The sequence below is a fragment of the Pseudomonas sp. P9_2 genome, assembly GCF_034008255.1.
Taxonomy (GTDB): domain Bacteria; phylum Pseudomonadota; class Gammaproteobacteria; order Pseudomonadales; family Pseudomonadaceae; genus Aquipseudomonas; species Aquipseudomonas synxantha_A.
Map to the genome: position 1 here is coordinate 917,148 of NZ_CP125376.1, position 24,856 is coordinate 942,003.

Consider the following 24,856-nt stretch of genomic DNA (forward strand, 5'->3'; position numbering starts at 1 on the left):
ACCTCAAGCGGAGGCTGGCGCAGTCTAAAGAATGAAAATGACGATTTGCCTGCAAGAAGGTCAGACCCCACTCGCAGGACAGAGTTTAGCCACAGGTTGGGAAGAGGCTTTCAGCCGCCGGACTTCTTGGCCTTGTAACCGAGCTTGATCAACTCGGCCAACAGCAGTTCGACGTGATCACCCTGAATCTCGATGACCCCGTCTTTCAACGCACCACCGGTGCCGCAGCGCTTTTTCAGCGTGGTGGCCAGCTCCTTGAGGGCATCTTCGGCCAGAGGCACACCGGTGATGGTGGTCACCGTTTTGCCGCCACGGCCTTTGCTCTCGCGGCGTACGCGGGCAATGCCATCGCCTTCGGGGATCAGGGTCTGTTTGCAGGTACACGAATCCACGGGCTGACGACAGTCCGGGCAGTGTCGACCTGCATCGGTGGAAAATACCAGGCCACCAAGGGCGGCGAAGGATGCGGCTTTTTTGGCCACCGGCAATCCTCTTGGGAGGATGAAGACTGATCGGCGCCGCAAAGGGCGGTGACCGACCGCGAAGCCCCACTCAGGCAGGGGCAGCGCTACCGAACCGCTAATGTGGTTCGGGTGAAAAGGCGCGCAGTGTAACGGCAAAAAGCGAAGTTGCTAAGAGCCAAATGGCGCCAATTTATGCAACTTTAGCGACGTAAGGCGAGATAGCGCCGCAGACCTTCTTGAGCATCCGGGCAATAGGGCTTTTGCTCGGCCTCGGCAAGCACCGTTTCGATGGGCAGAAAGCGTGCCTCCATGACCTCTTCAGGCTGCAAACACAACGGGCCGTCCCATACGGCAGAGTAGGAAGTGCACCACAGGCGGCTGTCACCATCTTCAAAGTAAAAATGATCGTGCTCGACCAACTCCACTCCACTTACGCCCAGCTCTTCGGCCAATTCCCGCTGTGCCGACAGGGCATAGCTTTCCCCCGCCGCCACCATGCCGCCAGCCGCCGTATCCCAAAACCCCGGATACAGGGCCTTGCTCAAGGTGCGCCGATGCACGCACAGCTCGCCCTTGGAATTGAACAGAAAGATAAAGGTGCAACGGCCAATCAGGCCGCGCTGGCGTAGGTCGGACCTGACCAGGTGGCCGAGCAGGTTGTCCTGCTCGTCGACCCAGCAGATCAGTTCAGCATCGGAGGCCGCACGGTGTTCGGCCTCCTTTTGAGTAGCGTCCATCATCAACCCTGGTTGAGGAGCTGACGCAAATCGATCACTGCAGCGTTTGCCCGGGAAATATAGTTGGCCATCACCAGCGAATGGTTCGCCAGTACCCCGAAGCCACTGCCGTTAAGAATCATGGGACTCCACACCGGTTCCTGCGAGGCCTCCAGCTCACGAATGATCTGGCGCACGCTGACGGTGGCGTTTTTCTTGGCCAGCACGTCGGCAAAGTCGACTTCGATGGCGCGCAGCAGATGGGACAAGGCCCATGCCTGGCCACGGGCTTCGTAGAACACGTTATCGATCTGCATCCATGGGGTTTCCACCACTTCTTCATCGACTTGCGGCACTTCGCCCGGCGCCAGCGCCTCGGTTTTGAGCGCGGTGTTCAGCTTGACGCGGCCGACGCTGGCCGACAGGCGCTGGGACAGCGAGCCCAGACGGGTCGCTACATCGCCCAGCCAGTTGTTCAGGTTGTCGGCACGCGCGTAAAACAGTGCGCCGCGCTGGTTCGGGTCAGACAGACGCGCTTCGTAGCGGCTCAGGGAGTTGATGCCTTCCTGGTATTCCGATTCGCTCGAAGGCAGCACCCAGCTCTTGTTATCGAAGTTGAACCGCGGCTCGGCCTTGGCCAGGTCCGCGTCTTCAGCCGACTGCGACTGGGAGCGAGCGAAGTCTTTGCGCAGTGCGCGGGTCAGGTCACGCACCTGCACCAGCACGCCATATTCCCAGCTCGGCATGTTGTCCATCCACAAGCCCGGCGGGAAACGGTCGTTGGAGATGTAGCCGCCAGGCTTGTTCAGCAAGGTGCCGACCACGGTCTTGAGGGTTTCGACCGTGGTGTAGCCCACGACCATCTGCTTGCCTTCCTTCTCGGCGGCAAGCTGGGCGTTCTGCTGGACCGGAAACAGCGCCGGCTCCTGGCTCCAGTACCAACCCAGGCCACCGGTGACCAGCAGGTACAGGCCGATAATGCTGAGCAAAGCCCGGCTCATCAGCAAGTTGCGAAAATAGCTGCGGTTGGCCGACTTGGGCTCAGGGGCGGGGCCTTTGGCACTGCCTTCACGGTTTTTCCAGTCCAGCATGGCGATATCCTTTCAATCACTTGAGTTCATGCACGTCAATTGTCCGGGTGCGTTCAGACACTCCGACCACAACCCTACCCCATCGTGCCCATCGTTGCGGGGCTTTTACGCGAAAGCGGCGCACAAGCAAGGTTGGACTATAAAGGATGCACGCTTTTTACGCTGCGCGACCCGCGGGTCAATAACTGAATATCCGGCACGCAGACTTAATTGACGTATGACACTCATGCAACAGAAAAGAGGTGCTAGCATAGAGCCATCAGTCGACCTCAGCATGCACCCTCACAGTAGTCAGGATATGACCGAGTCAGAAGACCCTAGCCGCGAGCGTCTCAAGCAGCATTTTGCCCAGCGGGTAATTCATCAGGCACGTCAAATTCTTGAGATCTGGCAGCGCCTGCAACGCGGCGAATGGTCGAACGCCGACTTTTCCGAACTCAGCGAAGCCAACCTGCGCCTGCAGCGCTTCGCCGAGCGTTTTGAACAACCCGAACACCGCCAACTGGCCCAGCATATTGGCCAAACTCTCCAGGCGGTGGACGAAAACCGTGGCCGTTTGAGCAGCCAACTGATCACCGAACTCAACCGCTTGATGCAGCGCCTGTCGCGCACCGGGCTGCGTCAGGGTGACCAGCTTGAGCAAACCCTGCTGCCACCGATGCGCAAGCCGATCTACGTGATGCTGGCCGACCACGACCGCGCCGAGCGCCTGGCCAAGCAGCTGGAATTCTTTGGCCTGAGTGCCCAGTCCCTGGACAGCGTCGCGGCTTTTCACACGGCCATGGCCGAACGCCTGCCGTCAGCCATCGTCATGGACGTGGACTTTTGCGGCCCCGGCCTGGGCCTCACCCTCGCCGCGCAAGCCCAGGAGGGCCTGGAGCAAAAGCTGCCGCTGTTGTTTTTCAGCCTGCACGAAACCGACACGCCGACGCGCCTGGCCGCCGTGCGCGCCGGAGGTGAGGAGTTCCTGACCGGCACCCTGGAGGCTTCGAGCCTGCTGGAAAAGATCGAAGTGCTGACCTGCGTTGCCCAGTACGAGCCGTACAAAGTGCTGATCATTGACGACTCGCGGGCCCAGGCGCTGCACACCGAGCGCCTGCTCAACAGCGCCGGGATTGTCACGCGCACCTTGATCGAACCGATCCAGGCCATGGCCGAACTGGCGGATTTCCAGCCCGACCTGATCATCCTCGACATGTATATGCCCGCCTGTACCGGCACCGAACTGGCCAAGGTGATTCGCCACAACGACCGTTACGTCAGCGTGCCGATCATCTACCTGTCGGCCGAAGACGACCTGGACAAACAGCTGGACGCGATGAGCGAAGGCGGCGATGACTTCCTGACCAAACCGATCAAGCCGCGCCACCTGATCACCACCGTGCGCAACCGCGCCGCGCGTGCGCGCAACTTGAAGGCGCGGATGGTGCGCGACAGCCTGACCGGGCTGTACAACCATACGCATATCCTGCAATTGCTCGAAGACTGCAGCTTTCGCGCCCGCCGCGAGAACAAGCCATTGAGCTTTGCGATGCTGGATATCGACCACTTCAAACGTGTCAATGACAGCCACGGCCACCCCATGGGCGACCGGGTGATCAAGAGCCTGGCGCTGTTTCTCAAGCAGCGCCTGCGCAAGACCGACTACATCGGCCGTTATGGCGGTGAAGAGTTTGCCATCGTGATGCCCGACACCGACGTGGAATCGGCCTGCAAGGTACTGGACGACATTCGGCGGCGCTTTGCAGAAATCCACTACCCCGCCCAACCGCAGGATTTGTGGTGCACCTTCAGTGCCGGCCTGGTGGAGCTGTGTGACGGGTGCGACAGCCTGACGATGGCCGCCCAGGCTGACGAAGCGCTATACCTTGCCAAGGACGCCGGACGCAACCGCGTGCAAGCCGCGCGCGCATCAAAGCAAAGTGCCATCTTTTCACCGGAATCCACCGAATCGGTCATAACTCTGTAACGCAAGCGCAATAACTTCAGGCACTTATCTTTTGCCGTCGGTTGAAACCCCGCATGCGCCTCAAGCTGCTGACCAATCTCAATACCCTTCTGCTGGTGGCCGTATGCCTGGCCCTCGGGGCGACGCTGTGGTGGTCGCAACGGGCGCTGGAGCGGCCTTATTTATTGATGGAACGCTACCTGGGCCTGTCCCAGGGCTTTCAAAACCAGGCAGCGCGCAATATCGAAGACTACCTGGCCAGCGGCGATGCCCTGCGCCTGAGCAGCGCCAGTCAAAGCCTGGAGAGCCTGTTGCAGCAACTCGCGCAATTGCCGGTCGAGTTGGCGCAAACCCTGCACCCCAGCCTGGCGGACCTGGAAACCTTCAGCAAGACCGACCTGCTGGCTGCAGGCAAGCTGGCCGGCGACCCGCAAGCACTGTTGGTTCAGGCCGAGCGTGAACTGGGCGCAAACCTGGAGCAACTGAGCCAGTACGCCAGCGGCGTCAACTCCACAGACGCAGCACGCTACCTGCCTCCCCTGCTGACCGCCTCGCAGCATCTGGGCAAACTGTCCCTGGCCCGCGACAAGCTGGTGAGCAGCGGCCGCGCCGAGCTGGCCGACGAGGTGGAGCGCGAGATTGCCACCATGCGCACCCAGGCCGACCTGTTGGCACAGTTGCGATTGCTTGGGGTAAAGGCCAGCGCCGAATCCAACGCTGACGATTTCTCCGCGTTGATGGGCCTGGAAAACACCGAAAAAACCGCAGTCCAGGACACCGGCGTCGACCTCAAGCGCGAGCTCAACAGCCTGTTGACCCGCTACCCCGCCGAACTCCAGCGCACCCGCGAGCAGATCCAGCAGCGCGCCGACCTCGCCGCTGCCACCCACCTGAAGATCGCCAACGTGCAACAGGCCATCGCCGGCCTGGAGCCGGTAGTGCGTGCACAGCACGCCAGAATCCAGGGCGAGGTGCGTGTGCTGCAAGGCGTAATGATCGGCCTCATCCTGTTGATCGCACTGCTGATCGACACGCTGCAACGGCGCCTGGCACGGGTGCTGACCAATCTGGCACCGGCCTTGTCGACCTGGGCCGAAGGTAATTTCAGCCAGCCGATAGCCCTGGGCAAGACCAACCATGAACTGCACGCTATCGAAGCCTCCCTGAACCGCCTGCGCGCCTATCTGGTGGGCCTGGTAGGCACTATTCGCGGGAATGCCGAAGCAGTGGCCGGCAGCAGCCGCACCCTCGCCGAACTGAGCAGCGGCCTGCACGACGGCGCCGAGCGTCAGGCCGGCGACACCGCGCAGATCCGTGACTCCCTGGGTGAACTGGAAGCCACCATCCAGCAAGTGGCCGGGGATGCCAGCCAGGCTGCCGGCGCCAGTCGCAGTGCAGGCTTTGCTGTGGAGCAAGGCCAGCGCGTAATCGGCCTGAGCCTGACCGGGTTGCACGCCCTGGTGGGCGAAGTGCAGCAAAATGCGCAGATGATCGAGAAACTCGCGGAAGAATCCGCCACCATCGGCGGCGTGCTGACCGTGATTCGCTCGATTGCCGAGCAGACCAACTTGCTGGCGCTCAATGCCGCTATCGAGGCGGCTCGCGCCGGTGACGCCGGGCGCGGCTTCGCGGTGGTGGCCGATGAAGTACGTTCCCTGGCGCAGCGCACCGCTGGCGCTACTGCCGAAATCCAGGGCCTGATCGCCGGCCTGCAAACCGCCGCCCACCAATCGGTGCAAGGCATGCGCGCCCAGGTTGAGCACGCCGAAGCCACCGCCCAGCAAGCCCAGACAGCAGATGGTGCGCTGGATGAAATCGTCGGTGCGATCCAGACGATTTCCGAGACCGCGGTGCGCATCGCCGATGTGACCGCGCAGCAGAGCGGGGCCGTGAGTGAGATTCGTGATAACAGTGAGCGGATTCACCAGTTAGGTGAGGACAACCTGCTGCGTATCGGGCAGGGGCGTAGCCAGGGTGAGCACTTGCTGGTGCTGGGTGGGCAATTGACTACCGCCGTACAAGCCTTCCGCGTCTGACTCGATCTGATGCCCCATGAAGACCAAAATGTGGGAGCTGGCTTGCCTGCGATAGCGCAGGATCAGCCAACTCATCCACCACTGACACACCGTCATCGCAGGCAAGCCAGCTCCCACACTGACCAGATGCCGGCTCACAGTCACAAATTTTGCGCAATCCTCGCTAATCGTGCTGGCTACTGCATAGAACTGGACAGTCACAAAGGCTTTGCGGCATAGTCGCCGGGTTCTGCCGCACCCCTACCAATAACAAGGAACAGCCGATGGCGACCTTACTGGTTCTTCATGGACCCAACCTGAACCTGCTTGGCACCCGCGAACCGGGCGTCTACGGGGCAGTGACCCTCGACCAGATCAACCTCGACCTGGAAAGACGGGCCCGTGAAGCCGGCCACCATCTGCTCTACCTGCAAAGCAATGCCGAGTATGAATTGATTGATCGCATCCACGCCGCGCGTCACGAAGGCGTGGACTTCATCCTGATCAATCCCGCCGCTTTTACGCATACAAGTGTTGCATTACGTGACGCGCTGCTGGCGGTGAGCATCCCATTCATCGAAGTGCATTTATCGAACGTGCACAAACGCGAAGCTTTCCGCCATCACTCTTACTTCTCCGACGTAGCGGTAGGAGTGATCTGCGGCCTTGGCGCCAGCGGTTACCGACTGGCCCTGGAGGCCGCCCTGGAACACGTTGAAGAACAGGCTAAACGCCCCTGACCGACCCTTGGGAGTTGATGATTCATGGATATCCGTAAAGTTAAGAAACTGATCGAACTGCTGGAAGAATCCGGTATCGACGAGCTGGAAATCAAGGAAGGCGAAGAGTCCGTACGGATCAGCCGTCACAGCAAGACCCCGGCCCAACAGTTCTACGCACCGCAGATGCAAGCACCGGCTCCTGCCGCTGCCGCCCCTGCTGCCGCTCCAGTCGCTGCCGCAGCCCCTGCTGCCCCAGCCGCACCAGCGTTGAACGGCTTCGTGGTCAAGTCGCCAATGGTCGGTACTTTCTACCGCACCCCGGCACCGACCTCGCCAGCCTTCGTTGAAGTGGGCAAGACCGTGAAAGTGGGCGACACCATCTGCATCGTTGAAGCGATGAAGATGATGAACCACATCACCGCTGAAAAAGCCGGCGTCATTGAATCCATCCTGGTAGAAAACGGTCAGCCGGTTGAGTACGACCAGCCGCTGTTCACCATCGTTTGAACCGCGGAGCGCCTTCGATGTTGAAACCTGCGAAGAAACTGCAAAAAGTCCTGATCGCCAACCGCGGCGAGATCGCGCTGCGTATCCTGCGCGCCTGTAAGGAAGAGGGCATCAAGACCGTCGCTGTTTACTCGACGGCCGATACCGAATTGATGCACGTGAAACTGGCGGACGAAAGCATCTGCATCGGCCCGCCACTGGCCACGAACTCGTACCTGAAAGTCTCGAACATCATCGCTGCCGCAGAAGTGACCGGCGCTGATGGCATCCACCCGGGCTACGGCTTCCTCGCGGAAAACGCCGACTTCGCCGAACAGGTGGAAAAATCCGGGTTTGCCTTCATCGGCCCCAAAGCCGAAACCATTCGCCTGATGGGCGACAAGGTCTCGGCCAAGGACGCCATGATTGCAGCGGGCGTGCCGACCGTTCCAGGCTCCGACGGCCCACTGCCTGAAGACGAGGAAACCGCTCTGCGCATTGGTCGCGAAGTCGGTTACCCGGTGATCATCAAGGCCGCCGGTGGCGGTGGTGGTCGCGGTATGCGCGTGGTGCACAAGGAAGAAGACCTGATCGAAGCCGCCAAGCAGACCCGCTCCGAAGCGGGCGCCTGGTTCGGCAACCCGATGGTCTACCTGGAGAAGTACCTGACCAACCCACGTCACGTGGAAGTCCAGGTGCTGTCCGACGGCCAGGGCCACGCCATCCACCTGGGCGACCGCGACTGCTCGCTGCAACGTCGTCACCAGAAAGTGTTGGAAGAAGCCCCGGCACCGGGCCTCGATGAAAAAGCCCGCCAGGAAGTCCTGGCACGCTGCGTCAAGGCGTGCATCGACATCAACTACCGTGGCGCCGGTACCTTCGAGTTCCTCTACGAGAACGGTCGCTTCTACTTCATCGAGATGAACACTCGTGTGCAGGTAGAGCATCCGGTTTCGGAGATGGTCACCGGTATCGACATCGTCAAGGAGATGCTGAGCATCGCCGCCGGTAACGTGCTGTCCTTCACCCAGGACGACGTGAAGATGCACGGCCACTCCCTGGAGTGCCGCATCAACGCCGAAGACCCGAAAACCTTTATCCCAAGCCCTGGCCTGGTCAAGCATTTCCACGCGCCCGGCGGCAACGGCGTACGTGTGGATTCGCACCTGTACAGCGGCTACAAGGTTCCGTCCAACTACGACTCGCTGATCGGCAAGCTGATCACCTGGGGCGCGACCCGCGACGAGGCCATGGCCCGTATGCGCAACGCCCTGGACGAAATCGTGGTCGACGGCATCAAGACCAACATCCCGCTGCATCGGGACCTGGTTCGCGATGAGGGTTTCTGCGAAGGTGGTGTGAACATTCACTACCTGGAACACAAGCTGGCCAACCAGTAAGTGCTCCACCCAACAAAGCCGCCTTCGGGCGGCTTTGTTGTTTCTGCACACCTGTTTTCCAGGATGCACACAGTCCAAATGTGGGAGGGGGCTTGCTCCCGATAGCGGTGGATCAGTTACAGATACTGCGGCTGACACACTGCAATCGGGAGCAAGCCCCCTCCCACATTTGGTCCGCATTCACTCAGTAATGTCGTCTTCTGCTGCCCGCTCGCGTAAACTTGCGCGCTTTCGCGGCCTACTCGCTGCACATTCATTTTTTCAAAGGTGCCCGCCATGCCTTGGCTGCAAGTCCGTCTCGCCATCAGCCCAGAACAAGCCGAAACCTACGAAGACGCTTTCCTCGAAGTGGGCGCTGTGTCGGTGACCTTCATGGACGCCGAAGACCAGCCGATCTTCGAGCCGGAACTCAACACCACGCCGCTGTGGTCCCACACCCACCTGCTGGCCCTGTTCGAAGACGGCACCGATGCCGCCGCCGTACTGGCCCATATGGAACTGCTCACCGGCGGCCCGCTGCCCGAGCATCACAGCGAAGTCATCGAAGACCAGGACTGGGAACGCAGCTGGATGGATAACTTCCAGCCCATGCGCTTCGGCCAGCGCCTGTGGATCGTGCCAAGCTGGCACGCTGCTCCCGAGCCAGACGCCGTCAACCTGCTGCTGGACCCGGGCCTGGCGTTCGGCACCGGCACCCACCCCACCACCGCCCTGTGCCTGGAATGGCTGGACGGCCAGGACCTGACCGACAGCAACGTACTGGACTTCGGCTGCGGCTCCGGGATCCTGGCGATTGCCGCGCTGCTGCTGGGCGCCAAGGAGGCCGTGGGCACCGATATCGACGTGCAGGCCCTGGAAGCCTCCCGCGATAACGCCGGGCGCAATAACATCGCTGAAGGCAAATTCCCACTCTATCTGCCTGAAGATCTGCCCCAGGTACAGGCCGATGTGCTGGTCGCCAATATCCTCGCCGGGCCGCTGGTGTCGCTGGCACCGCAACTGTCGAGCCTGGTCAAGCCGGGTGGGCGCCTGGCGCTGTCGGGTATCCTCGCCGAGCAAGGTGAAGACGTGGCTGCGGCCTACGCCAGGGATTTCGAGCTGGACCCGATCGCCAACCGTGATGGCTGGGTACGCATCAGCGGTCGTCGGCGCTAGAATGAGCGCTTGTCTGAATCGGATGGCCGCATGACCGACAGTTTCGTCACCCAGTGCCCGCATTGCCAAGCCCGCTTCCGTGTCAACCACGCTCAGTTGAGCGTGGCCCGTGGCGTGGTGCGCTGCGGCTCGTGCCTGCAAGTGTTCAATGCCGCTCGCCAGTTGCTGGAGCAGCGCGCCCAAGTGTCGGCAGCCGAACCTGAAGTGCCCGCTGCGGTTGAGCCAACGCCTGAGCCCCCGCGAGCCATCAGCCAGAAACAGTGGACAGCCCAGGAGCTGGACCTGGACAACCTGGACCTGGACGAAGAACTGGCCAAGCTCGAGCGCCGCGAGATTCAGCACACTCAACCCCAGGGCGCGGAGCGTCGACTACCCGGCACCGACCGTCGGCACAAGGAAGACACCCTCAGCGCCAGCCGCGACACGGTCAAGGCCGAGGAAGAACAATGGGCCGCCAGCCTGTTCAGCGAGCCCGCGCAAGAGCGCGCAGACAGCGACGAAGACGAGCCTGAACCAAGCAATACCCGGCAGCGCACCGAACCGTCCATGTCGCTGCACAGCGAAACCATCGACGACGAGCCAACCCCGCTCTCTCCCCTGCATGACGACGAGCCCGACCCGCCCTTCACGCCCCTGACCCCAGCGGCAGAAGAAGCCGATGAACGCCCGCAATCACGGCGTAAACGCCCACGCACCGAGGCCAACGCTCACGACGCCGTGCTTCAGGACCTTGAAGACGACCCGCTGCACCTCTATGCACAGAAACGTCCGTCGGGCTGGGGCCGCCGCCTGATCTGGATCCTGCTGGTACTGATTGCCGCCGCCGGCCTGGCAGGCCAGTACATCGCCTACCAATTCGACGAACTGGCCCGTCAGGACGCCTACCGTCCGTGGTTCCAGCAGCTGTGCCCGAAATTGGGTTGCACCGTGCCATCGCGGGTCGATATCGCCCATATCAAGAGCAGCAACCTGGTGGTACGCAGCCATCCGGAGTTCGCCGGTGCGCTGGTGGTGGATGCAATCCTCTATAACCGCGCGACCTTTTCCCAGCCGTTCCCGCTGCTGGAACTGCGTTTTGCAGATTTGAACGGCAGCCTGATCGCCAGTCGTCGCTTCAAACCCGCCGAATATCTGAGCGGCGAGTTGGCTGGCGTCAGCGAAATGCCTTCGCAGACACCGATCCACATTTCCCTCGACATCCTTGATCCCGGCAACAAAGCCGTGAACTACAGCCTGAGCTTCCACTCGCCCGAGTGAAACGCCACGCCCGAAGAGGTTTGACGGCGGATTATTGACTTGACCGACGTCAACCAAACCGGTGGCGATAAAAAAATAACTGTTCAGATTTTATCCAATTCAGCCTTTAACCCGTCATCGAGAGCGGGTATCATGCCAACCCTTTTTCGAACTCTAATGATCCGGCCCCACAACAGGGAAGTCCTATGTCGGCGGTACGCATCGGCCCATATACATTGCAGAACGGCTTGATCCTCGCCCCGATGGCGGGTGTCACCGATCAGCCCTTTCGTCAGCTGTGCAAGCGTTTGGGCGCGGGTCTAGTAGTCTCTGAAATGGTTACCAGCGACATGAGTTTGTGGAACACCCGCAAATCGCGGATGCGCATGATCCACGAAGGTGATCCCGAGCCACGCTCGGTACAGATCGCCGGGGGTGATGCGCAGATGCTGGCGGATGCGGCCCGGGCCAATGTGGAGCTGGGTGCACAGATCATTGATATCAACATGGGCTGCCCGGCCAAGAAGGTCTGCAACAAGGCCGCCGGTTCCGCCCTGTTGAAAGATGAGCAGTTGGTCGCCGAGATCCTGCAGGCCGTCGTTGGCGCAGTCGATGTGCCGGTGACCCTGAAGATTCGTACCGGTTGGGACCGGGACAACAAAAATGGCCTCACAGTGGCAAAGATCGCTGAACAGGCCGGGATTACAGCGCTGGCGGTGCATGGCCGTACCCGCGCCGACCTTTATACCGGTGAAGCCGAGTACGACACCATTGCCGCGATCAAGCAGGCCGTGTCGATGCCGGTATTTGCCAATGGCGACATCGACTGCGCCGAGAAAGCCCGGCGCGTGCTGCACGCAACCGGTGCCGATGGATTGTTGATTGGCCGGGCCGCCCAGGGGCGACCGTGGATTTTTCGCGAGATCGAGCATTTCCTGCGCACTGGTGAAGTCTTGCCGGCGCCGGAGTTGGTCGAAGTGGAACGTATTCTGCTGGAGCATCTGGCCGCCCTGCACGCCTTCTATGGGGATGTGATGGGCGTACGCATTGCTCGCAAGCATGTCGGCTGGTATCTCGCCACCTTGCCGGGCGCCAAGGAATTTCGCGCTCAGTTCAATCGTTTGGATGAAACGCAGGCACAGGTCGCCACCGTTCGTGAGTTCTTCGCCGAACGTGACAAGAGCCTGGGAACAGGGGATGGAAAAGGGGTGGCCGCATGACGATGATGACCGAGACTTTAGTGAGTGGAACAACACCCGTGAGCGACAACGTCAATTTGAAACAGCACCTCAACACGCCCAGCGAAGAAGGCCAGACCCTTCGCGGGAGTGTCGAGAAAGCGCTGCACAATTATTTCGCCCACCTTGAGGGTGCTTCCGTCACGGACGTGTACAACCTGGTGCTCTCCGAAGTCGAGGCGCCCTTGCTCGAAAGCGTGATGAACTACGTCAAGGGCAACCAGACCAAAGCCAGTGAGCTGCTGGGCCTCAACCGTGGCACCTTGCGCAAAAAGCTCAAGCAGTACGATTTGCTGTAAGCATTCAATCAAACCAGAAAGGCGCCCGCGTAAAACCGGTCGCCTTTTTTGCTGACTCCTTTGCTTTTGATGGAAATTGAAATGACCGACCAGACTACCCGCCTGCCGATCCGCCGCGCCTTGATCAGTGTTTCCGACAAGACCGGGATCCTCGAATTTGCCCGGGAGCTGGAAGCCCTGGGTGTGGAAATTCTCTCCACGGGCGGGACCTTCAAACTGCTGCAGGACAACGGCGTGGCCGCAGTAGAAGTCGCGGACTACACCGGTTTCGCAGAAATGATGGACGGTCGCGTCAAGACCCTGCACCCGAAAATCCACGGCGGCATCCTCGGCCGTCGCGGCATCGACGACGCCATCATGACCGAGCACGGCATCAAGCCGATCGACCTGGTGGCCGTTAACCTCTACCCGTTCGAAGCCACCATCAACAAGCCAGGCTGCGACCTGCCCACCGCCATCGAAAACATCGATATCGGCGGCCCGACCATGGTGCGCTCGGCGGCCAAGAACCACAAAGACGTGGCCATCGTGGTCAACGCCAGCGACTACGCCCACGTGCTGGAAAACCTGAAAGCCGGTGGCCTGACCTACGCCCAGCGTTTCGACCTGATGCTCAAGGCGTTCGAACACACCGCAGCCTATGACGGCATGATCGCCAACTACATGGGCACCGTGAACCAAGCGGCTGACACCTTGAGCACAGAAGGTCGCAGCCAGTTCCCGCGCACCTTCAACAGCCAGTTCATCAAGGCCCAGGAAATGCGCTACGGCGAGAACCCGCACCAGAGCGCGGCGTTCTACGTGGAAGCCAAGCCTGCCGAAGTGGGCATTGCCACCGCGACCCAGCTGCAAGGCAAAGAACTTTCCTACAACAACGTGGCCGATACCGACGCCGCGCTGGAATGCGTGAAGAGCTTCGTCAAACCGGCCTGCGTGATCGTCAAGCACGCCAACCCGTGCGGCGTGGCCGTGAGCCCGGACGCTGAAGGCGGTATCCGCCAAGCGTACGAACTGGCCTACGCCACCGATACCGAATCCGCGTTCGGCGGCATCATTGCCTTCAACCGCGAGCTGGATGCCGAGACCGCCAAGGCGATCGTCGAGCGCCAATTCGTCGAAGTGATCATCGCACCAAGCGTCAGCGAAGAAGCCCGCGCCATTGTCGCCGCCAAAGCCAACGTGCGCCTGCTGGCCTGCGGCGAGTGGTCGGCCGACCGCGCCGCTGCCTGGGACTACAAGCGCGTCAATGGCGGCTTGCTGGTACAGAGCCGCGACATCGGCATGATCGGCAGCCAGGACTTGAAAGTGGTGACCAAACGCGCCCCGACCGAGCAAGAGATCAACGATTTGATCTTTGCCTGGAAAGTCGCCAAGTACGTTAAATCCAACGCCATCGTCTACGCCAAGAACCGCCAGACCATCGGTGTCGGCGCCGGCCAGATGAGCCGTGTTAACTCGGCGCGTATCGCCGCGATCAAGGCAGAACACGCCGGTTTGCAGGTGGTGGGTTCGGTAATGGCTTCCGATGCATTCTTCCCGTTCCGTGATGGCCTGGATAACGCCGCGAAAGCCGGTGTTACTGCCGTGATCCAACCGGGCGGCTCGATGCGTGATGCAGAAGTGATTGCCGCTGCTGATGAAGCTGGCATTGCGATGGTCTTCACCGGTATGCGCCACTTCCGCCACTGATTGATTTGATCTCAAGCGGGCACTGGCTCCATGTGGGAGCTGGCTTGCCTGCGATAGCATCACCTCGGTGCAACTGACACACCGAGGTGCCCGCATCGCAGGCTAGCCAGCTCCCACAGGAAAACAGCCAACAGTGCCCCCACGAATTTGCTTCATCCGAGGTTTTTGAAATGAATGTTTTGATCATTGGCAGCGGTGGCCGTGAACACGCCCTGGCCTGGAAAGTTGCCCAGGACCCACGTGTCCAGAAAGTCTTCGTCGCCCCCGGCAACGCCGGTACCGCCATTGAGGCCAAGTGCGAAAACGTCGCCATCGACGTACTGGCCCTTGAGCAACTGGCAGATTTTGCCGAGAAGAATGTTTCCCTGACCATCGTCGGCCCGGAAGTGCCACTGGTTGCCGGCGTCGTCGATCTGTTCCGCAGCCGTGGCCTGGATTGCTTCGGCCCGACCGCTGGCGCCGCCCAGTTGGAAGGCTCGAAAGCCTTCACCAAGGATTTCCTGGCACGCCACAAGATCCCCACCGCCGACTACCAGAACTTCACCGAGATCGAGCCGGCCCTCGCCTACCTGCGTGAAAAAGGCGCACCGATCGTGATCAAGGCCGATGGCCTGGCTGCCGGTAAAGGCGTGATCGTCGCCATGACCCTGCAGGAAGCCGAAGACGCCGTGCGCGACATGCTCGCCGGCAATGCCTTTGGTGATGCAGGTTCGCGCGTGGTGATCGAGGAATTCCTCGACGGCGAAGAAGCCAGTTTCATCGTAATGGTCGACGGCAAGAACGTACTGCCCATGGCCACCAGCCAGGACCACAAGCGCGTCGGCAATGGCGACAGCGGCCCGAACACTGGCGGCATGGGTGCTTACTCCCCGGCGCCAGTGGTCACCAGCGATGTGCATCAGCGCGTCATGGACCTGGTGATCTGGCCGACCGTGCGCGGCATGGCCGACGAAGGCAATGTCTACACCGGTTTCCTCTACGCCGGCCTGATGATCGACAAAGCCGGTAACCCGAAAGTCATCGAGTTCAACTGCCGTTTCGGCGATCCGGAAACACAACCGGTGATGCTGCGCCTGCAGTCGAGCCTGGTGCTGCTGGTGGAAGCAGCGCTGGCCCAAGCGCTGGATAAGGTCGAAGCACAGTGGGACCCACGCCCGAGCGTCGGCATCGTGCTGGCGGCCGGTGGTTACCCTGCCGATTACGCCAAGGGCGATGTGATTGAAGGTCTGGACGCCGCCGCTGCGCTGGAAGGCAAGGTGTTCCACGCAGGTACCGCGCTCCAGGACGGCAAAGTTGTAACCGCAGGTGGCCGTGTGTTGTGCGCTACCGCAATGGGTGCCAGTGTCGATGCCGCACAACAGCAGGCATACAAGCTGGCTGCGAAAATCGACTGGAAAGGTTGCTTCTACCGCACCGACATCGGCTACCGCGCCATTGCCCGTGAACGCGGTGAAAACAGCTGAGAGCTACACTTGCAGTAGCTATCCGTTCGGTTAGGTAAGGGCCTTTGGCCCTTGCCGTACACATGTCGCCCCGCGCATAGTTAACCCGTGCATCAACCTACGAAGGGATTTCGCCGTGCGCTGGCTCAGGATCGCCATAGGTTTCACAGTCAGCTTGCTGACCCTGCTCTGCCTGCTCCCGGCCCAGGCCGCCGCGCAAGGCAGTGGTTGGGCGGTATTGCTTGATGAACAGGCCGACCTGCAACTGAGCGACATCCGTTCCGCCCGCTACACCAATCAATTCAGCCCCATCGAACTGGACCGGATCACTGCCGCGCAGCCGGACGGTGCGTTGTGGGTGCGCTTCAGGCTGCAGCCCGGCAAGCACGAGCAAGTGCTGCGGGTCTTTGCCCCGGATCTTTCCAGCCTGAGCCTGTATGTACTGGACGGCGATACCCTGGTGGAGCAACAAACCACCGGCACGCGCCAACCCCAGGCTGAACGCCCGCTGCCGAGCAGCGATTTCATGCTGCCGATGCCCCAGAGCCCACGACCTCTGGAGGTGTACCTGCGCCTGGTCTCGGAACACGAACTGCGCCCCTACATCACCCTGGAACCTGCAGTACTGGCCGCCGCCAACCAGAACCAGACGCTGATCTACGGCCTGCTGTTCGGCGTGCTGCTGATGCTGATCCTGCACAACCTCACACGCTTCGCCTACCACCGCTCGCGCAGCAGCCTGTGGCTGGCCGCCTGCGAATTGCTGTTGATGCTCAGCCTGGCGCTGCTGCTCAACCTGGTGGGGCCATGGCTGCCGAACTGGCACGCGATCCAGACCCCTGGCGCCTACCTCGCCCTGCTGCTGACCGCACCGTGCGGGTTGATGTTCGCCTACCGCTTCTTCATGCCCCTGGGCCCGCACCCGCTGAACAAGGTGTTGATGGCCGATATCCTGCTGATCGTGCTGTGCGGCCTGCTGTTGTTGTTCGTCAATACCCTGCCACTGAACATCATCACCTATGCCCTGGTGGCGCTAGCAGGCCTGAGCATGTTGTTTGTCTCGGCCTACCACTGGCAAAAAGGCTACCGCCCGGCGCGTCTGTTCGTGGCGGCGATGGTGGTGTTCAACATTGGCACACTGATCATTCTTCCCGCGCTGCTCGGCCTCACCCTGGTGGCGCCGCAGGGCCTGATCGTCACCCTGCTGGGTTTCATCTGCCTCAGCGGCCTGTTGATGAGCCTGGCCCTGGGCGAACGCCAGCGCGCGATTGTCGAAACGCGCTTCAGCCTGAGCCGCGACCTGGCCGCCAGCAACGCCGAAATCGCCGCCAAGGCCGAGTTCCTGGCGAAGATCAGCCATGAAATCCGCACGCCCATGAACGGCGTGCTGGGCATGACCGAACTGCTACTGGGTACGCCGCTGTCGGTGAAGCAGCGCGACTACGTGCAGACCATCCACAGCGCCGGTAACGAGCTGCTCACCCTGATCAACGAGATTCTCGACATTTCCAAGCTGGAGTCCGGGCAGATCGAACTCGATGATGTGCAGTTCGACCTCAACGCGTTGATCGACGACTGCCTGAGTATCTTTCGCGCCAAGGCCGAGCAGCAGAATGTCGAGCTGATCAGCTTTATCCAGCCCCAGGTGCCACGCGTGATCAGCGGCGACCCGACGCGCCTGCGCCAGGCGCTGTTGAGCCTGCTGGAAAACGCCCTGCACAAGACCGATGAAGGCGAAGTGCTGATCGTCGTGGCCCTCGACGAGCGCAGCACCAAGCCCCGTTTGCGCATTGCCGTGCAGGACAGCGGCGTGCCGATGGAAGCCGCCGAACGCGACGCACTACTGCACAGCGAACTGCACAGCAAGAACTTCCTCTCGGCGACACGCCTGAGCGGTCACCTGGGCCTGGTCATTGCCCGCCAGTTGATCCTGCTGATGAACGGCGAATTCGGTATCAAGAGTGGCAGCCATCAGGGCAGTACCCTGTGGCTGACGCTGCCGCTGGACCCGGAGCGCCTGGAGCACCCGACGTCGGATCTCGACGGCCCGCTCAAGGACGCCCGTGTGCTGGTGGTGGACGACAACGACACCTGCCGCAAAGTACTGGTGCAGCAATGTTCGGCCTGGGGCCTTAATGTCAGCGCCGTGCCGTCCGGCAAGGAGGCCCTGGCGCTGCTGCGCACCAAGGCACACCTGCGCGATTACTTCGACGTGGTGCTGCTGGACCAGAACATGCCAGGCATGACCGGCATGCAACTGGCGGCGAAGATCAAGGAAGACCCGAGCCTGAACCACGACATCCTGCTGATCATGCTCACCGGTATCAGCAACGCACCGAGCAAGATCATCGCGCGCAACTGCGGGATCAAGCGCATCCTCGCCAAACCCGTGGCCGGTTATACGCTCAAGACGACCCTGGCCGACGAACTGGCCCAGCGCAGCAAAGGCGCAGCCATTCCACGCCCCGCCCCCAGCGCACCGGTGGCGGTGACCGTGCCGAGCGATTTCCGCATTCTGGTAGCCGAAGACAACAGCATCTCCACCAAAGTGATTCGCGGCATGCTCGGCAAACTCAACCTCAACCCGGACACCGCCAGCAACGGCGAAGAAGCCCTGCAAGCGATGAAAGCCCAGCGCTATGACCTGGTGTTGATGGATTGTGAAATGCCAGTCCTCGATGGATTCTCCGCCACCCAGCAGCTGCGCGCGTGGGAAGTCAGCCACCAACGCGTACGCACGCCGGTGGTAGCGCTCACGGCGCATATTCTTTCGGAACATAAAGAACGCGCACGCCAGGCCGGCATGGACGGGCATATGGCCAAGCCGGTGGAGCTATCACAGTTGCGCGAGCTGGTGGATTACTGGGTAGTGCAGCGCCAAAAGCTTCCTGAGCGCAGCACCATTTCCTGATTTGAAATACCATTCCCTGTGGGATCAAGCCAGCTCCCACATTTGATCTCTGTCGGATAGACTCCTCCACACTTCCCCCGCCCGCGAGCCGCCCCCATGCTCCATGTGTTATTCAGCGTTTACCTGAAGATGCTGGTGCTCTACAGCCCGTTTTTTGTGCTGTCCTGCTTTATCAGCCTGACCCGTGGCTATTCCAGCAAGGAGCGTCGGCGCCTGGCCTGGAAAGTCGCACTGGCGACCCTGGTATCGAGCGTGTTGCTCTACCTGTTCGGCAGGGTGATTTTCAGCGTGTTCGGCATTACCGTGGACGCGTTCCGTATCGGCGCCGGCAGCGTGTTGTTTATCTCAGCCCTGGGCATGGCTCAGGGCAAGTCGGCGGTGCAGACCGACAACGTGCAGCAGGACGTGACCATCGTGCCGCTGACCATCCCGCTCACTGTCGGCCCAGGCACCATCGGCGCGCTGCTGGTGATGGGCGTGAGCCAGCCCCACTGGGACGACAAGCTCACCGCCATCCTCAGCATCGCCTTGGCCAGCCTCACCGTGGGTGTGGTGCTGTACCTGTCCAACCGTATCGAACGGATTCTCGGCGACCAGGGCTTGCAGATTGTCAGCCGGTTGATGGGCCTGTTCGTATGCGCCCTGGCCGCGCAAATCATTTTTACCGGGGTTCGCGGCTACCTGGTGCCTTAGATCCGGTATTTGGCAATCGCCAGCTGCACCTTGTCACCGGCGCTTTCGCGCATCAGCTGGATGGTTTTTTCGTTGACCACCGAGGTGTTCAGCACCAGACAGGTTTGCCCGCTGAAAGCCTCGAACGATGAGCTGTCCCATTCAAGGAACGGCACTCCCACCTGTTTGTTCACGCCGTGGCTGCTGAAGGTCACCAGCACCATCATCACTTCACCATTGGATTCGGCGCAGGACGCCACGCCGAAGTCACCGCCCTCATGCACCGCGCTATTGCGCTTGAACAAATCGAAAGACGCCGGCTGCCGCTTCAATGCCTCCAGCGCATCGGCGGCCAATTTGGGCAGCGCGGTAACCAGCGGCCCCGACAGTGACATCGACGCCAGCAGCGCGCCGATAATATTCAACGCAGCCAATTGCACCGTCAGCCCCTTGCCGGAGCGTGAGACCCGCTCGAAACTGCTGCGCACCGGCAGCCAGCCAAGACTGACCATGACCTTGATAAATTCGTCGTACCACGCCTCGGTGCCCCGATGCACCTTCAATACATCGCTCACGTAACTGCTGGCCAGCAGGTAACTCTTGCGAATGTATTCGCGGTTCAGCCCAGACAGCCCCTCGGCGAAGGAAATCACCCCGTTGTTGACCACCGCCGCATTGCAGTCGTCGTCAGTGTCCAGGGGTAACGCCGCGTGCGCTCCTGGTGCCCCCGGCAACTTGTAGGCGGCAATCAGCTTGCGCCGTTTGATAGTGTTGATCCTTCTGTTACGTCGCTCCATTTTTCAGTTCTCCACAAGCACCCGACATGGGGCTTTCCTTCACACTAGTCCAGCGGGCGGAGGGCTTTCCATGCGACAAACATGCCTTGGTGGCACCGGTGAAAACCCAGTGCCCAGCAATCACAAGGCACAGCCGGCATGCTTGCGGTTTTCACCGTAAAAAAAAGAAAAAGCCCCGAACAACATCAGGAGAATCCCTGGGTCATTCGGAGCTTTCCGGCGGCCAGCGGACCGTTTTCAGGAGGCGGGTTTGTCGCCGTACCAACGCGGCGTGTACACCCACGCCCCGCCACCGGCACGCGGGAACACGCAGGTGGTGGACGAGCCGATCAGCACCATGGTGCGCATGTCCACCTGCTCGGGCGTCAATTGGCCCAGGGTGGTGACGCGTAGCGTCTGGCCCGGGCGGCCGATGTCGCGGCCCAGCACCACCGGCGTATCGGGCGTGCGGTGCAGGCCGACGATCTCCAGGGCACGCCCCAGTTGCCAGGGCCGCGAACGCGAGATCGGGTTGTAGAACGCCAGGGCCAGATCGGCTTGGGAAGCCAGGTCCAGACGCTTTTCAATGATCGACCAGGGCTTGAGGTTATCCGACAGCGACATGACGCAGAAGTCATGCCCCAAGGGAGCACCGGCCTGGGCGGCGGTGGCCAGGGAGGCAGAAACCCCCGGCAGGATTTCCAGGTCGACCTGATGCCAGGCCGGGTCCGTGGAGTCGTGCAGCGCCTCGATCACCGCGGCGGCCATGGCGAATACACCCGGGTCGCCGGACGACACCACCACCACCGACCGCCCCTGCGCAGCCAGCTCGAAAGCATGGCGAGCGCGCTGCATTTCTTCGCGGTTGTCGGTGCAGTGTTGCACTTGATCGTCACGGAACGGCCCGGCCATGCGCACATAGGTTTCATACCCCAGCACATCGGTGCAACGCGCCAGTTCCGCCTTGACCGCCGGCACCATCAACTCGGCCGCACCGGGACCCAGGCCGATCACTGCGAGACGGCCACGGGGGCGTCCCACCTGCGACACGTCCAAGGGCTGTTCGGCCACGGTAATGCTGATGTCCGCAACGGGCATCACCGGGGCAAAACGCAGCGGCACACCCAACGCCAGCGCAGCTTCATGCAATGAGGCGTCGGCCATCTGCAGGTCGCTGGCCAACAGGCAGGCCACGGCTTGCACCGCGATCCCCGCCTCATGCAGCGCAGTGCGCACGCGCTCGGCCAACCGCGCCCCAGGCTTGCAGATAATGCAGACGTTTTGTGGATAAATCAGCAGCTCGTTCGGTGCCGGTGGGCGCTCGGCACTGCCCACATGAATCGCCAGGCGCGCCTGTGGGTCCTGGACCAGGTTGGCTTGATCCAGCCACGGCGCCACGCCTTCGACGCGTACCGATTCACCGGCCAAAAGGTCCGAGACAAAGCGCTTGCCCAGTTCAATGTCCGCCAGTTGATAACCCGTCGGCGGGTTGAGCAGGCAGGTGCCAAAACGCAGTTCGCCACTGGTGGTGATTGCCGCGGATACGCCCAATGCCGCGGCGATGTCACGCGCCATCACATTCACCCCGCCCAGGCCACCCAGCAGCGGCACCACGGCGCTGCCGTCTTCAGCCACGGCCAGCACGGCGGGTTCCTCGCCTTTTTCCAGCAGCAGCGCCGCCAGGGTACGAATCACAATGCCGGCCGCGCACAGGGCAATCAGCGGCGTGCCTTGCTGGTAGAGCTGGCGCAGCGTCGCGCCGAACTCGCTGTAGCTCTGGTCCGCCCCTTCAACCCGAGCCGCCAGGCCGTGGATCAACGCGCCAGGGTAAACCTGCTGGATCTTGCGCGCCGTGGCCAAACTGCCTTGGCCCAGAATCACAATCGCCGGAGTCATCAACCTTGCCACCTTTCACCGGGCACGATGATCAGCGAGAAATACGGCGACGACATCGGCTCCACCTGGTCCAGCGGCACGATCTTCTGGTTGGCCATGGTGGCGCGCTCCACGTACAGCGCACGTTCGGCCAGGCCCAGCTCTTCCAACACCTGGCGCACCTTCGGGAAGTTGCGCCCCAGCTTCATGATCACTGCGGCATCGGCATCCGCCAGGCGGCGCTTGAGGTCATCATGGGGCAATACGCCCGAGAGCACCGACAAGCTCTGGTTGCGATACACCAACGGCGCGCCGAGCACCGAAGCGCCACCGAGCATCGAACACACACCCGGAATTACCTGGGCTTCGTAGCGCTCGGCAAGGCGGTCATGCAGGTACATGTAGGAGCCGTAGAAGAATGGATCACCTTCGCAGATCACCGCCACATCGCGGCCCGCGTCCAGGTGCGCGGCCACGTCGAGGCTGGCGTTGTCGTAGAAGTCGCTGATCACTTGTTCATAGGACAGCGGCGCCGGCAGCGCTTCAGTGGTGACCGGGTACACCAGCGGCATCAGGGTCTGCTGTGGCACCAGGTGGCCTTCGATGATGCCGAAAGCGTTGCCCTTCTTGCCCTTGGCCACGAAATACGCCACCACCGGCGATTCACGCAGCAGGCGCAGGGCCTTGAGGGTGATCAGTTCCGGGTCACCGGGGCCTACGCCCAGGCCGATCAAACGTCCGCGCACCTGCATTATTCGACCTCCGTGGCCAGGGCGTTGACGGCGGCGGCAGCCATGGCGCTACCGCCCAGGCGGCCTTGCATGATCACGAAGGGTACGCCACGGCTGTCGGCGGCAAGCATGGCCTTGGACTCGGCGGCGCCAACGAAACCGACCGGGAACCCCAGGATCAGTGCCGGTTTCGGCGCGCCGGCGTCGAGCATTTCCAACAGGTAGAACAAGGCGGTCGGCGCGTTGCCGATCACCACCACGCTGCCTTCCAGGTGCGGGCGCCACAGCTCCAGAGCGGCGGCGGAACGGGTGTTGCCCAGCTCCCGCGCCAGCTGCGGCACGCTGTCGTCGCGCAGGGTGCAGATCACTTCGTTATTGGCCGGCAGACGCGCACGGGTCACGCCCTCGGAGACCATCCGCGCATCACACAGGATCGGCGCGCCAGCAGCCAGCGCATCGCGCCCGGCCTTGCCCGCCCCTTCGGAAAATTGCAGACCGTCGATGGCCTCGACCATGCCGCACGCATGAATCACCCGCACCGCGAGTTTTTCCAGATCGGCCGGGATGCGGTCCAGGTTGGCTTCCGCGCGAATAATGGCAAAGGAGTTGCGATAGATCTCCTGACCGTCGCGGATGTAATCAATCATCGGTGTTGCTCCGTGGGCGAGCGCGTAACAGGGCGCCCGCCGCTTCAATGGAAAGAGTGCGCGCGTGCAGCCGACCGAAACCCGAGTGGGCTGCATCGCGAAAATAGAGGTCGTAATGGCCGGGGCTCACCGCCAGCAACGTGACCGGCGCGGTGTGCGCGGCGGCGCATGAGCGCGGGCAGCCGGACAGGTGCGCTTCGACGCCGGGTTGCAGGGCGGCCAGTTGCACCGCGTCGGCCTTGGTATCGGCCAGGCCCTTGCCGCAACCGCTGGAACCGGTGCAGGCAATCATGCGCGCCAGGGGTTGGTCGATTGAACACACAAAGCCCAGTTGCGCCAGGCGTTCGGTCACGGCGCCAACGCGTTCAATGTTAGGCAGTAGCACGCCCTGCCAGGGCGTGAAGCGCAACGTGCCATCGCCGTACTCGCTGGCCAGTTGCGCGGCGCCCTGGAGCATCAGCGAATCCAGGCGGCCCAATGGCGCGACTGCCGCGACGTAAAACTGATTTTTTTGGGTCTGTGGATAACTGCCGATGTGCAACAACGCACCACTGGCCGGTCGCTTGAAGCCCTGCGCCGACAACAGCGGCAGCATCAGGCGGCCCAACAAGTTATCCACAGGCAGATGACGCATACGTGTTTGCTCGGGCGTCGCCAGGTCGAGAAAGGCCTCCAGCACCGCCACCACCAGTGCATGGCCCTGATCCAGCGGCACTGCCGCCACGGGCGCATCCAGCCCCGGACAACCGGCCAGGCCGAACGCCAACAGCGTCTGACCATCGCGCACAAACGCCGACAGCCACAGGTCATGGTGATGCTCCAGCATCGCCAGGGCTTCACCGCCATCGAGTTGTATCGCGAACTTGGCCGACAGCTGGTGGAACCGCGCATGGTTTTGCAAGGTGGCAAGAATCTGCGTGGCCAGCGGGCGGGTGTCGAACAGCATCTGCGGGTCGATGCCAGCGCCGGGGCTGAGCATCAGGTTGCGCACGTCGTCACCGCCAGCGTTATTGGGGCCCAGGCCGGCGGCAAGCAACCTGGCGATCAAGGCGTCCTGCTCGGCGCCAATGCCGCGGATCTGCAAGTTGGCGCGGTTGGTCGCCTCGATTATCCCGCCCGCGTACGTACGGGCCGCGTCGGCCACGGCGCTGGCCTGGGCTGCGGTGATCGAACCACCGGCCAGTTTGATCCGGCAAATGCCGCCGTCCAACGCCTGGACAATACGCAGCAACCCCGGACAAGCCGAGGGGCGCATGGTATTCACAGCGGGCGTTGGGTTCACGGGGCTACCGGTTGACGGGTAAAGGCGCGGTATTATGCCTGCTTTGTCCGGCGGCATGAAA

21 protein-coding genes are annotated in these 24,856 nt (G+C 61.9%); 13 read left to right on the plus strand and 8 right to left on the minus strand.

Going from position 1 to position 24,856, the window contains the following annotated elements:
• Positions 1–110: 110 nt before the first annotated feature.
• The 3 genes from QMK52_RS04050 to QMK52_RS04060 form a co-directional block, all read right to left on the minus strand.
• Positions 111–482, minus strand: a complete 372-nt coding sequence (locus QMK52_RS04050) for a translation initiation factor Sui1 (RefSeq protein ID WP_005784408.1) — start codon at positions 480–482, stop codon at positions 111–113.
• A 182-nt stretch (positions 483–664) separates the two neighbouring features.
• On the minus strand, positions 665–1,201 hold the full coding sequence (locus tag QMK52_RS04055; RefSeq protein ID WP_194439980.1) for an NUDIX hydrolase: 537 nt from the start codon (positions 1,199–1,201) through the stop codon (positions 665–667).
• 2 nt (positions 1,202–1,203) lie between these two features.
• A complete protein-coding gene (locus QMK52_RS04060; RefSeq protein ID WP_003188197.1) occupies positions 1,204–2,271 on the minus strand; it encodes a DUF2333 family protein in 1,068 nt (355 codons plus the stop codon).
• A gap of 298 nt (positions 2,272–2,569) precedes the next feature.
• Between QMK52_RS04060 and QMK52_RS04065 the strand changes: the two genes are divergently transcribed.
• The 13 genes from QMK52_RS04065 to QMK52_RS04125 all read left to right on the plus strand — a co-directional run bounded on the left by QMK52_RS04065 (position 2,570) and on the right by QMK52_RS04125 (position 19,505).
• The gene (locus QMK52_RS04065; protein WP_005784403.1) at positions 2,570–4,240 is read left to right on the plus strand and encodes a response regulator; all 1,671 of its coding nucleotides are present in this window, start codon (positions 2,570–2,572) and stop codon (positions 4,238–4,240) included.
• Between the two features lie 53 nt (positions 4,241–4,293).
• The gene (locus tag QMK52_RS04070) at positions 4,294–6,255 is read left to right on the plus strand and encodes a methyl-accepting chemotaxis protein (protein ID WP_320403838.1); all 1,962 of its coding nucleotides are present in this window, start codon (positions 4,294–4,296) and stop codon (positions 6,253–6,255) included.
• 263 nt (positions 6,256–6,518) lie between these two features.
• Entirely contained in the window at positions 6,519–6,974 is a 456-nt protein-coding gene (aroQ, locus tag QMK52_RS04075; protein ID WP_005784399.1) for a type II 3-dehydroquinate dehydratase, read from the plus strand.
• 24 nt (positions 6,975–6,998) lie between these two features.
• A complete protein-coding gene (accB, locus tag QMK52_RS04080) occupies positions 6,999–7,463 on the plus strand; it encodes an acetyl-CoA carboxylase biotin carboxyl carrier protein (RefSeq protein WP_005784398.1) in 465 nt (154 codons plus the stop codon).
• Between the two features lie 17 nt (positions 7,464–7,480).
• Positions 7,481–8,842, plus strand: coding sequence for an acetyl-CoA carboxylase biotin carboxylase subunit (accC, locus tag QMK52_RS04085; protein WP_003188188.1), 1,362 nt, complete (start codon positions 7,481–7,483; stop codon positions 8,840–8,842).
• Positions 8,843–9,118: 276 nt separating this feature from the next.
• The gene (gene prmA / locus QMK52_RS04090) at positions 9,119–9,997 is read left to right on the plus strand and encodes a 50S ribosomal protein L11 methyltransferase (protein WP_005784395.1); all 879 of its coding nucleotides are present in this window, start codon (positions 9,119–9,121) and stop codon (positions 9,995–9,997) included.
• Positions 9,998–10,027: 30 nt separating this feature from the next.
• On the plus strand, positions 10,028–11,254 hold the full coding sequence (locus QMK52_RS04095) for a DUF3426 domain-containing protein (protein WP_194439979.1): 1,227 nt from the start codon (positions 10,028–10,030) through the stop codon (positions 11,252–11,254).
• 185 nt (positions 11,255–11,439) lie between these two features.
• Entirely contained in the window at positions 11,440–12,453 is a 1,014-nt protein-coding gene (dusB, locus tag QMK52_RS04100) for a tRNA dihydrouridine synthase DusB (RefSeq protein ID WP_032878112.1), read from the plus strand.
• Positions 12,450–12,770, plus strand: a complete 321-nt coding sequence (gene fis, locus QMK52_RS04105; RefSeq protein WP_002555375.1) for a DNA-binding transcriptional regulator Fis — start codon at positions 12,450–12,452, stop codon at positions 12,768–12,770. The genes dusB and fis overlap by 4 nt, the downstream gene beginning before the upstream one ends.
• An 81-nt stretch (positions 12,771–12,851) precedes the next feature.
• Positions 12,852–14,459 (plus strand): bifunctional phosphoribosylaminoimidazolecarboxamide formyltransferase/IMP cyclohydrolase, encoded by a 1,608-nt coding sequence (gene purH, locus QMK52_RS04110; protein ID WP_005784388.1) that lies wholly within the window; start codon positions 12,852–12,854, stop codon positions 14,457–14,459.
• Positions 14,460–14,629: 170 nt separating this feature from the next.
• Entirely contained in the window at positions 14,630–15,922 is a 1,293-nt protein-coding gene (purD, locus tag QMK52_RS04115; RefSeq protein WP_103733880.1) for a phosphoribosylamine--glycine ligase, read from the plus strand.
• A 115-nt stretch (positions 15,923–16,037) separates the two neighbouring features.
• Positions 16,038–18,812 (plus strand): hybrid sensor histidine kinase/response regulator, encoded by a 2,775-nt coding sequence (locus tag QMK52_RS04120; RefSeq protein WP_194439978.1) that lies wholly within the window; start codon positions 16,038–16,040, stop codon positions 18,810–18,812.
• 96 nt (positions 18,813–18,908) lie between these two features.
• On the plus strand, positions 18,909–19,505 hold the full coding sequence (locus tag QMK52_RS04125) for a MarC family protein (protein WP_003171467.1): 597 nt from the start codon (positions 18,909–18,911) through the stop codon (positions 19,503–19,505).
• Here the strand turns inward: QMK52_RS04125 and QMK52_RS04130 are convergent.
• From QMK52_RS04130 to cobG, 5 genes are all read right to left on the minus strand, one after another.
• On the minus strand, positions 19,502–20,281 hold the full coding sequence (locus tag QMK52_RS04130) for a hypothetical protein (protein WP_005784382.1): 780 nt from the start codon (positions 20,279–20,281) through the stop codon (positions 19,502–19,504). The genes QMK52_RS04125 and QMK52_RS04130 overlap by 4 nt on opposite strands.
• A gap of 237 nt (positions 20,282–20,518) precedes the next feature.
• Positions 20,519–22,156, minus strand: a complete 1,638-nt coding sequence (cobJ, locus tag QMK52_RS04135) for a precorrin-3B C(17)-methyltransferase (protein WP_005784380.1) — start codon at positions 22,154–22,156, stop codon at positions 20,519–20,521.
• Entirely contained in the window at positions 22,156–22,887 is a 732-nt protein-coding gene (locus QMK52_RS04140) for a precorrin-2 C(20)-methyltransferase (RefSeq protein ID WP_005784378.1), read from the minus strand. The genes cobJ and QMK52_RS04140 overlap by 1 nt, the downstream gene beginning before the upstream one ends.
• Entirely contained in the window at positions 22,887–23,513 is a 627-nt protein-coding gene (locus QMK52_RS04145; protein ID WP_005784376.1) for a precorrin-8X methylmutase, read from the minus strand. Before QMK52_RS04145 ends, QMK52_RS04140 begins: the two co-directional genes overlap by 1 nt.
• A complete protein-coding gene (gene cobG, locus QMK52_RS04150) occupies positions 23,506–24,852 on the minus strand; it encodes a precorrin-3B synthase (protein WP_194439976.1) in 1,347 nt (448 codons plus the stop codon). The genes QMK52_RS04145 and cobG overlap by 8 nt, the downstream gene beginning before the upstream one ends.
• Between the last annotated feature and the right edge of the window lie 4 nt (positions 24,853–24,856).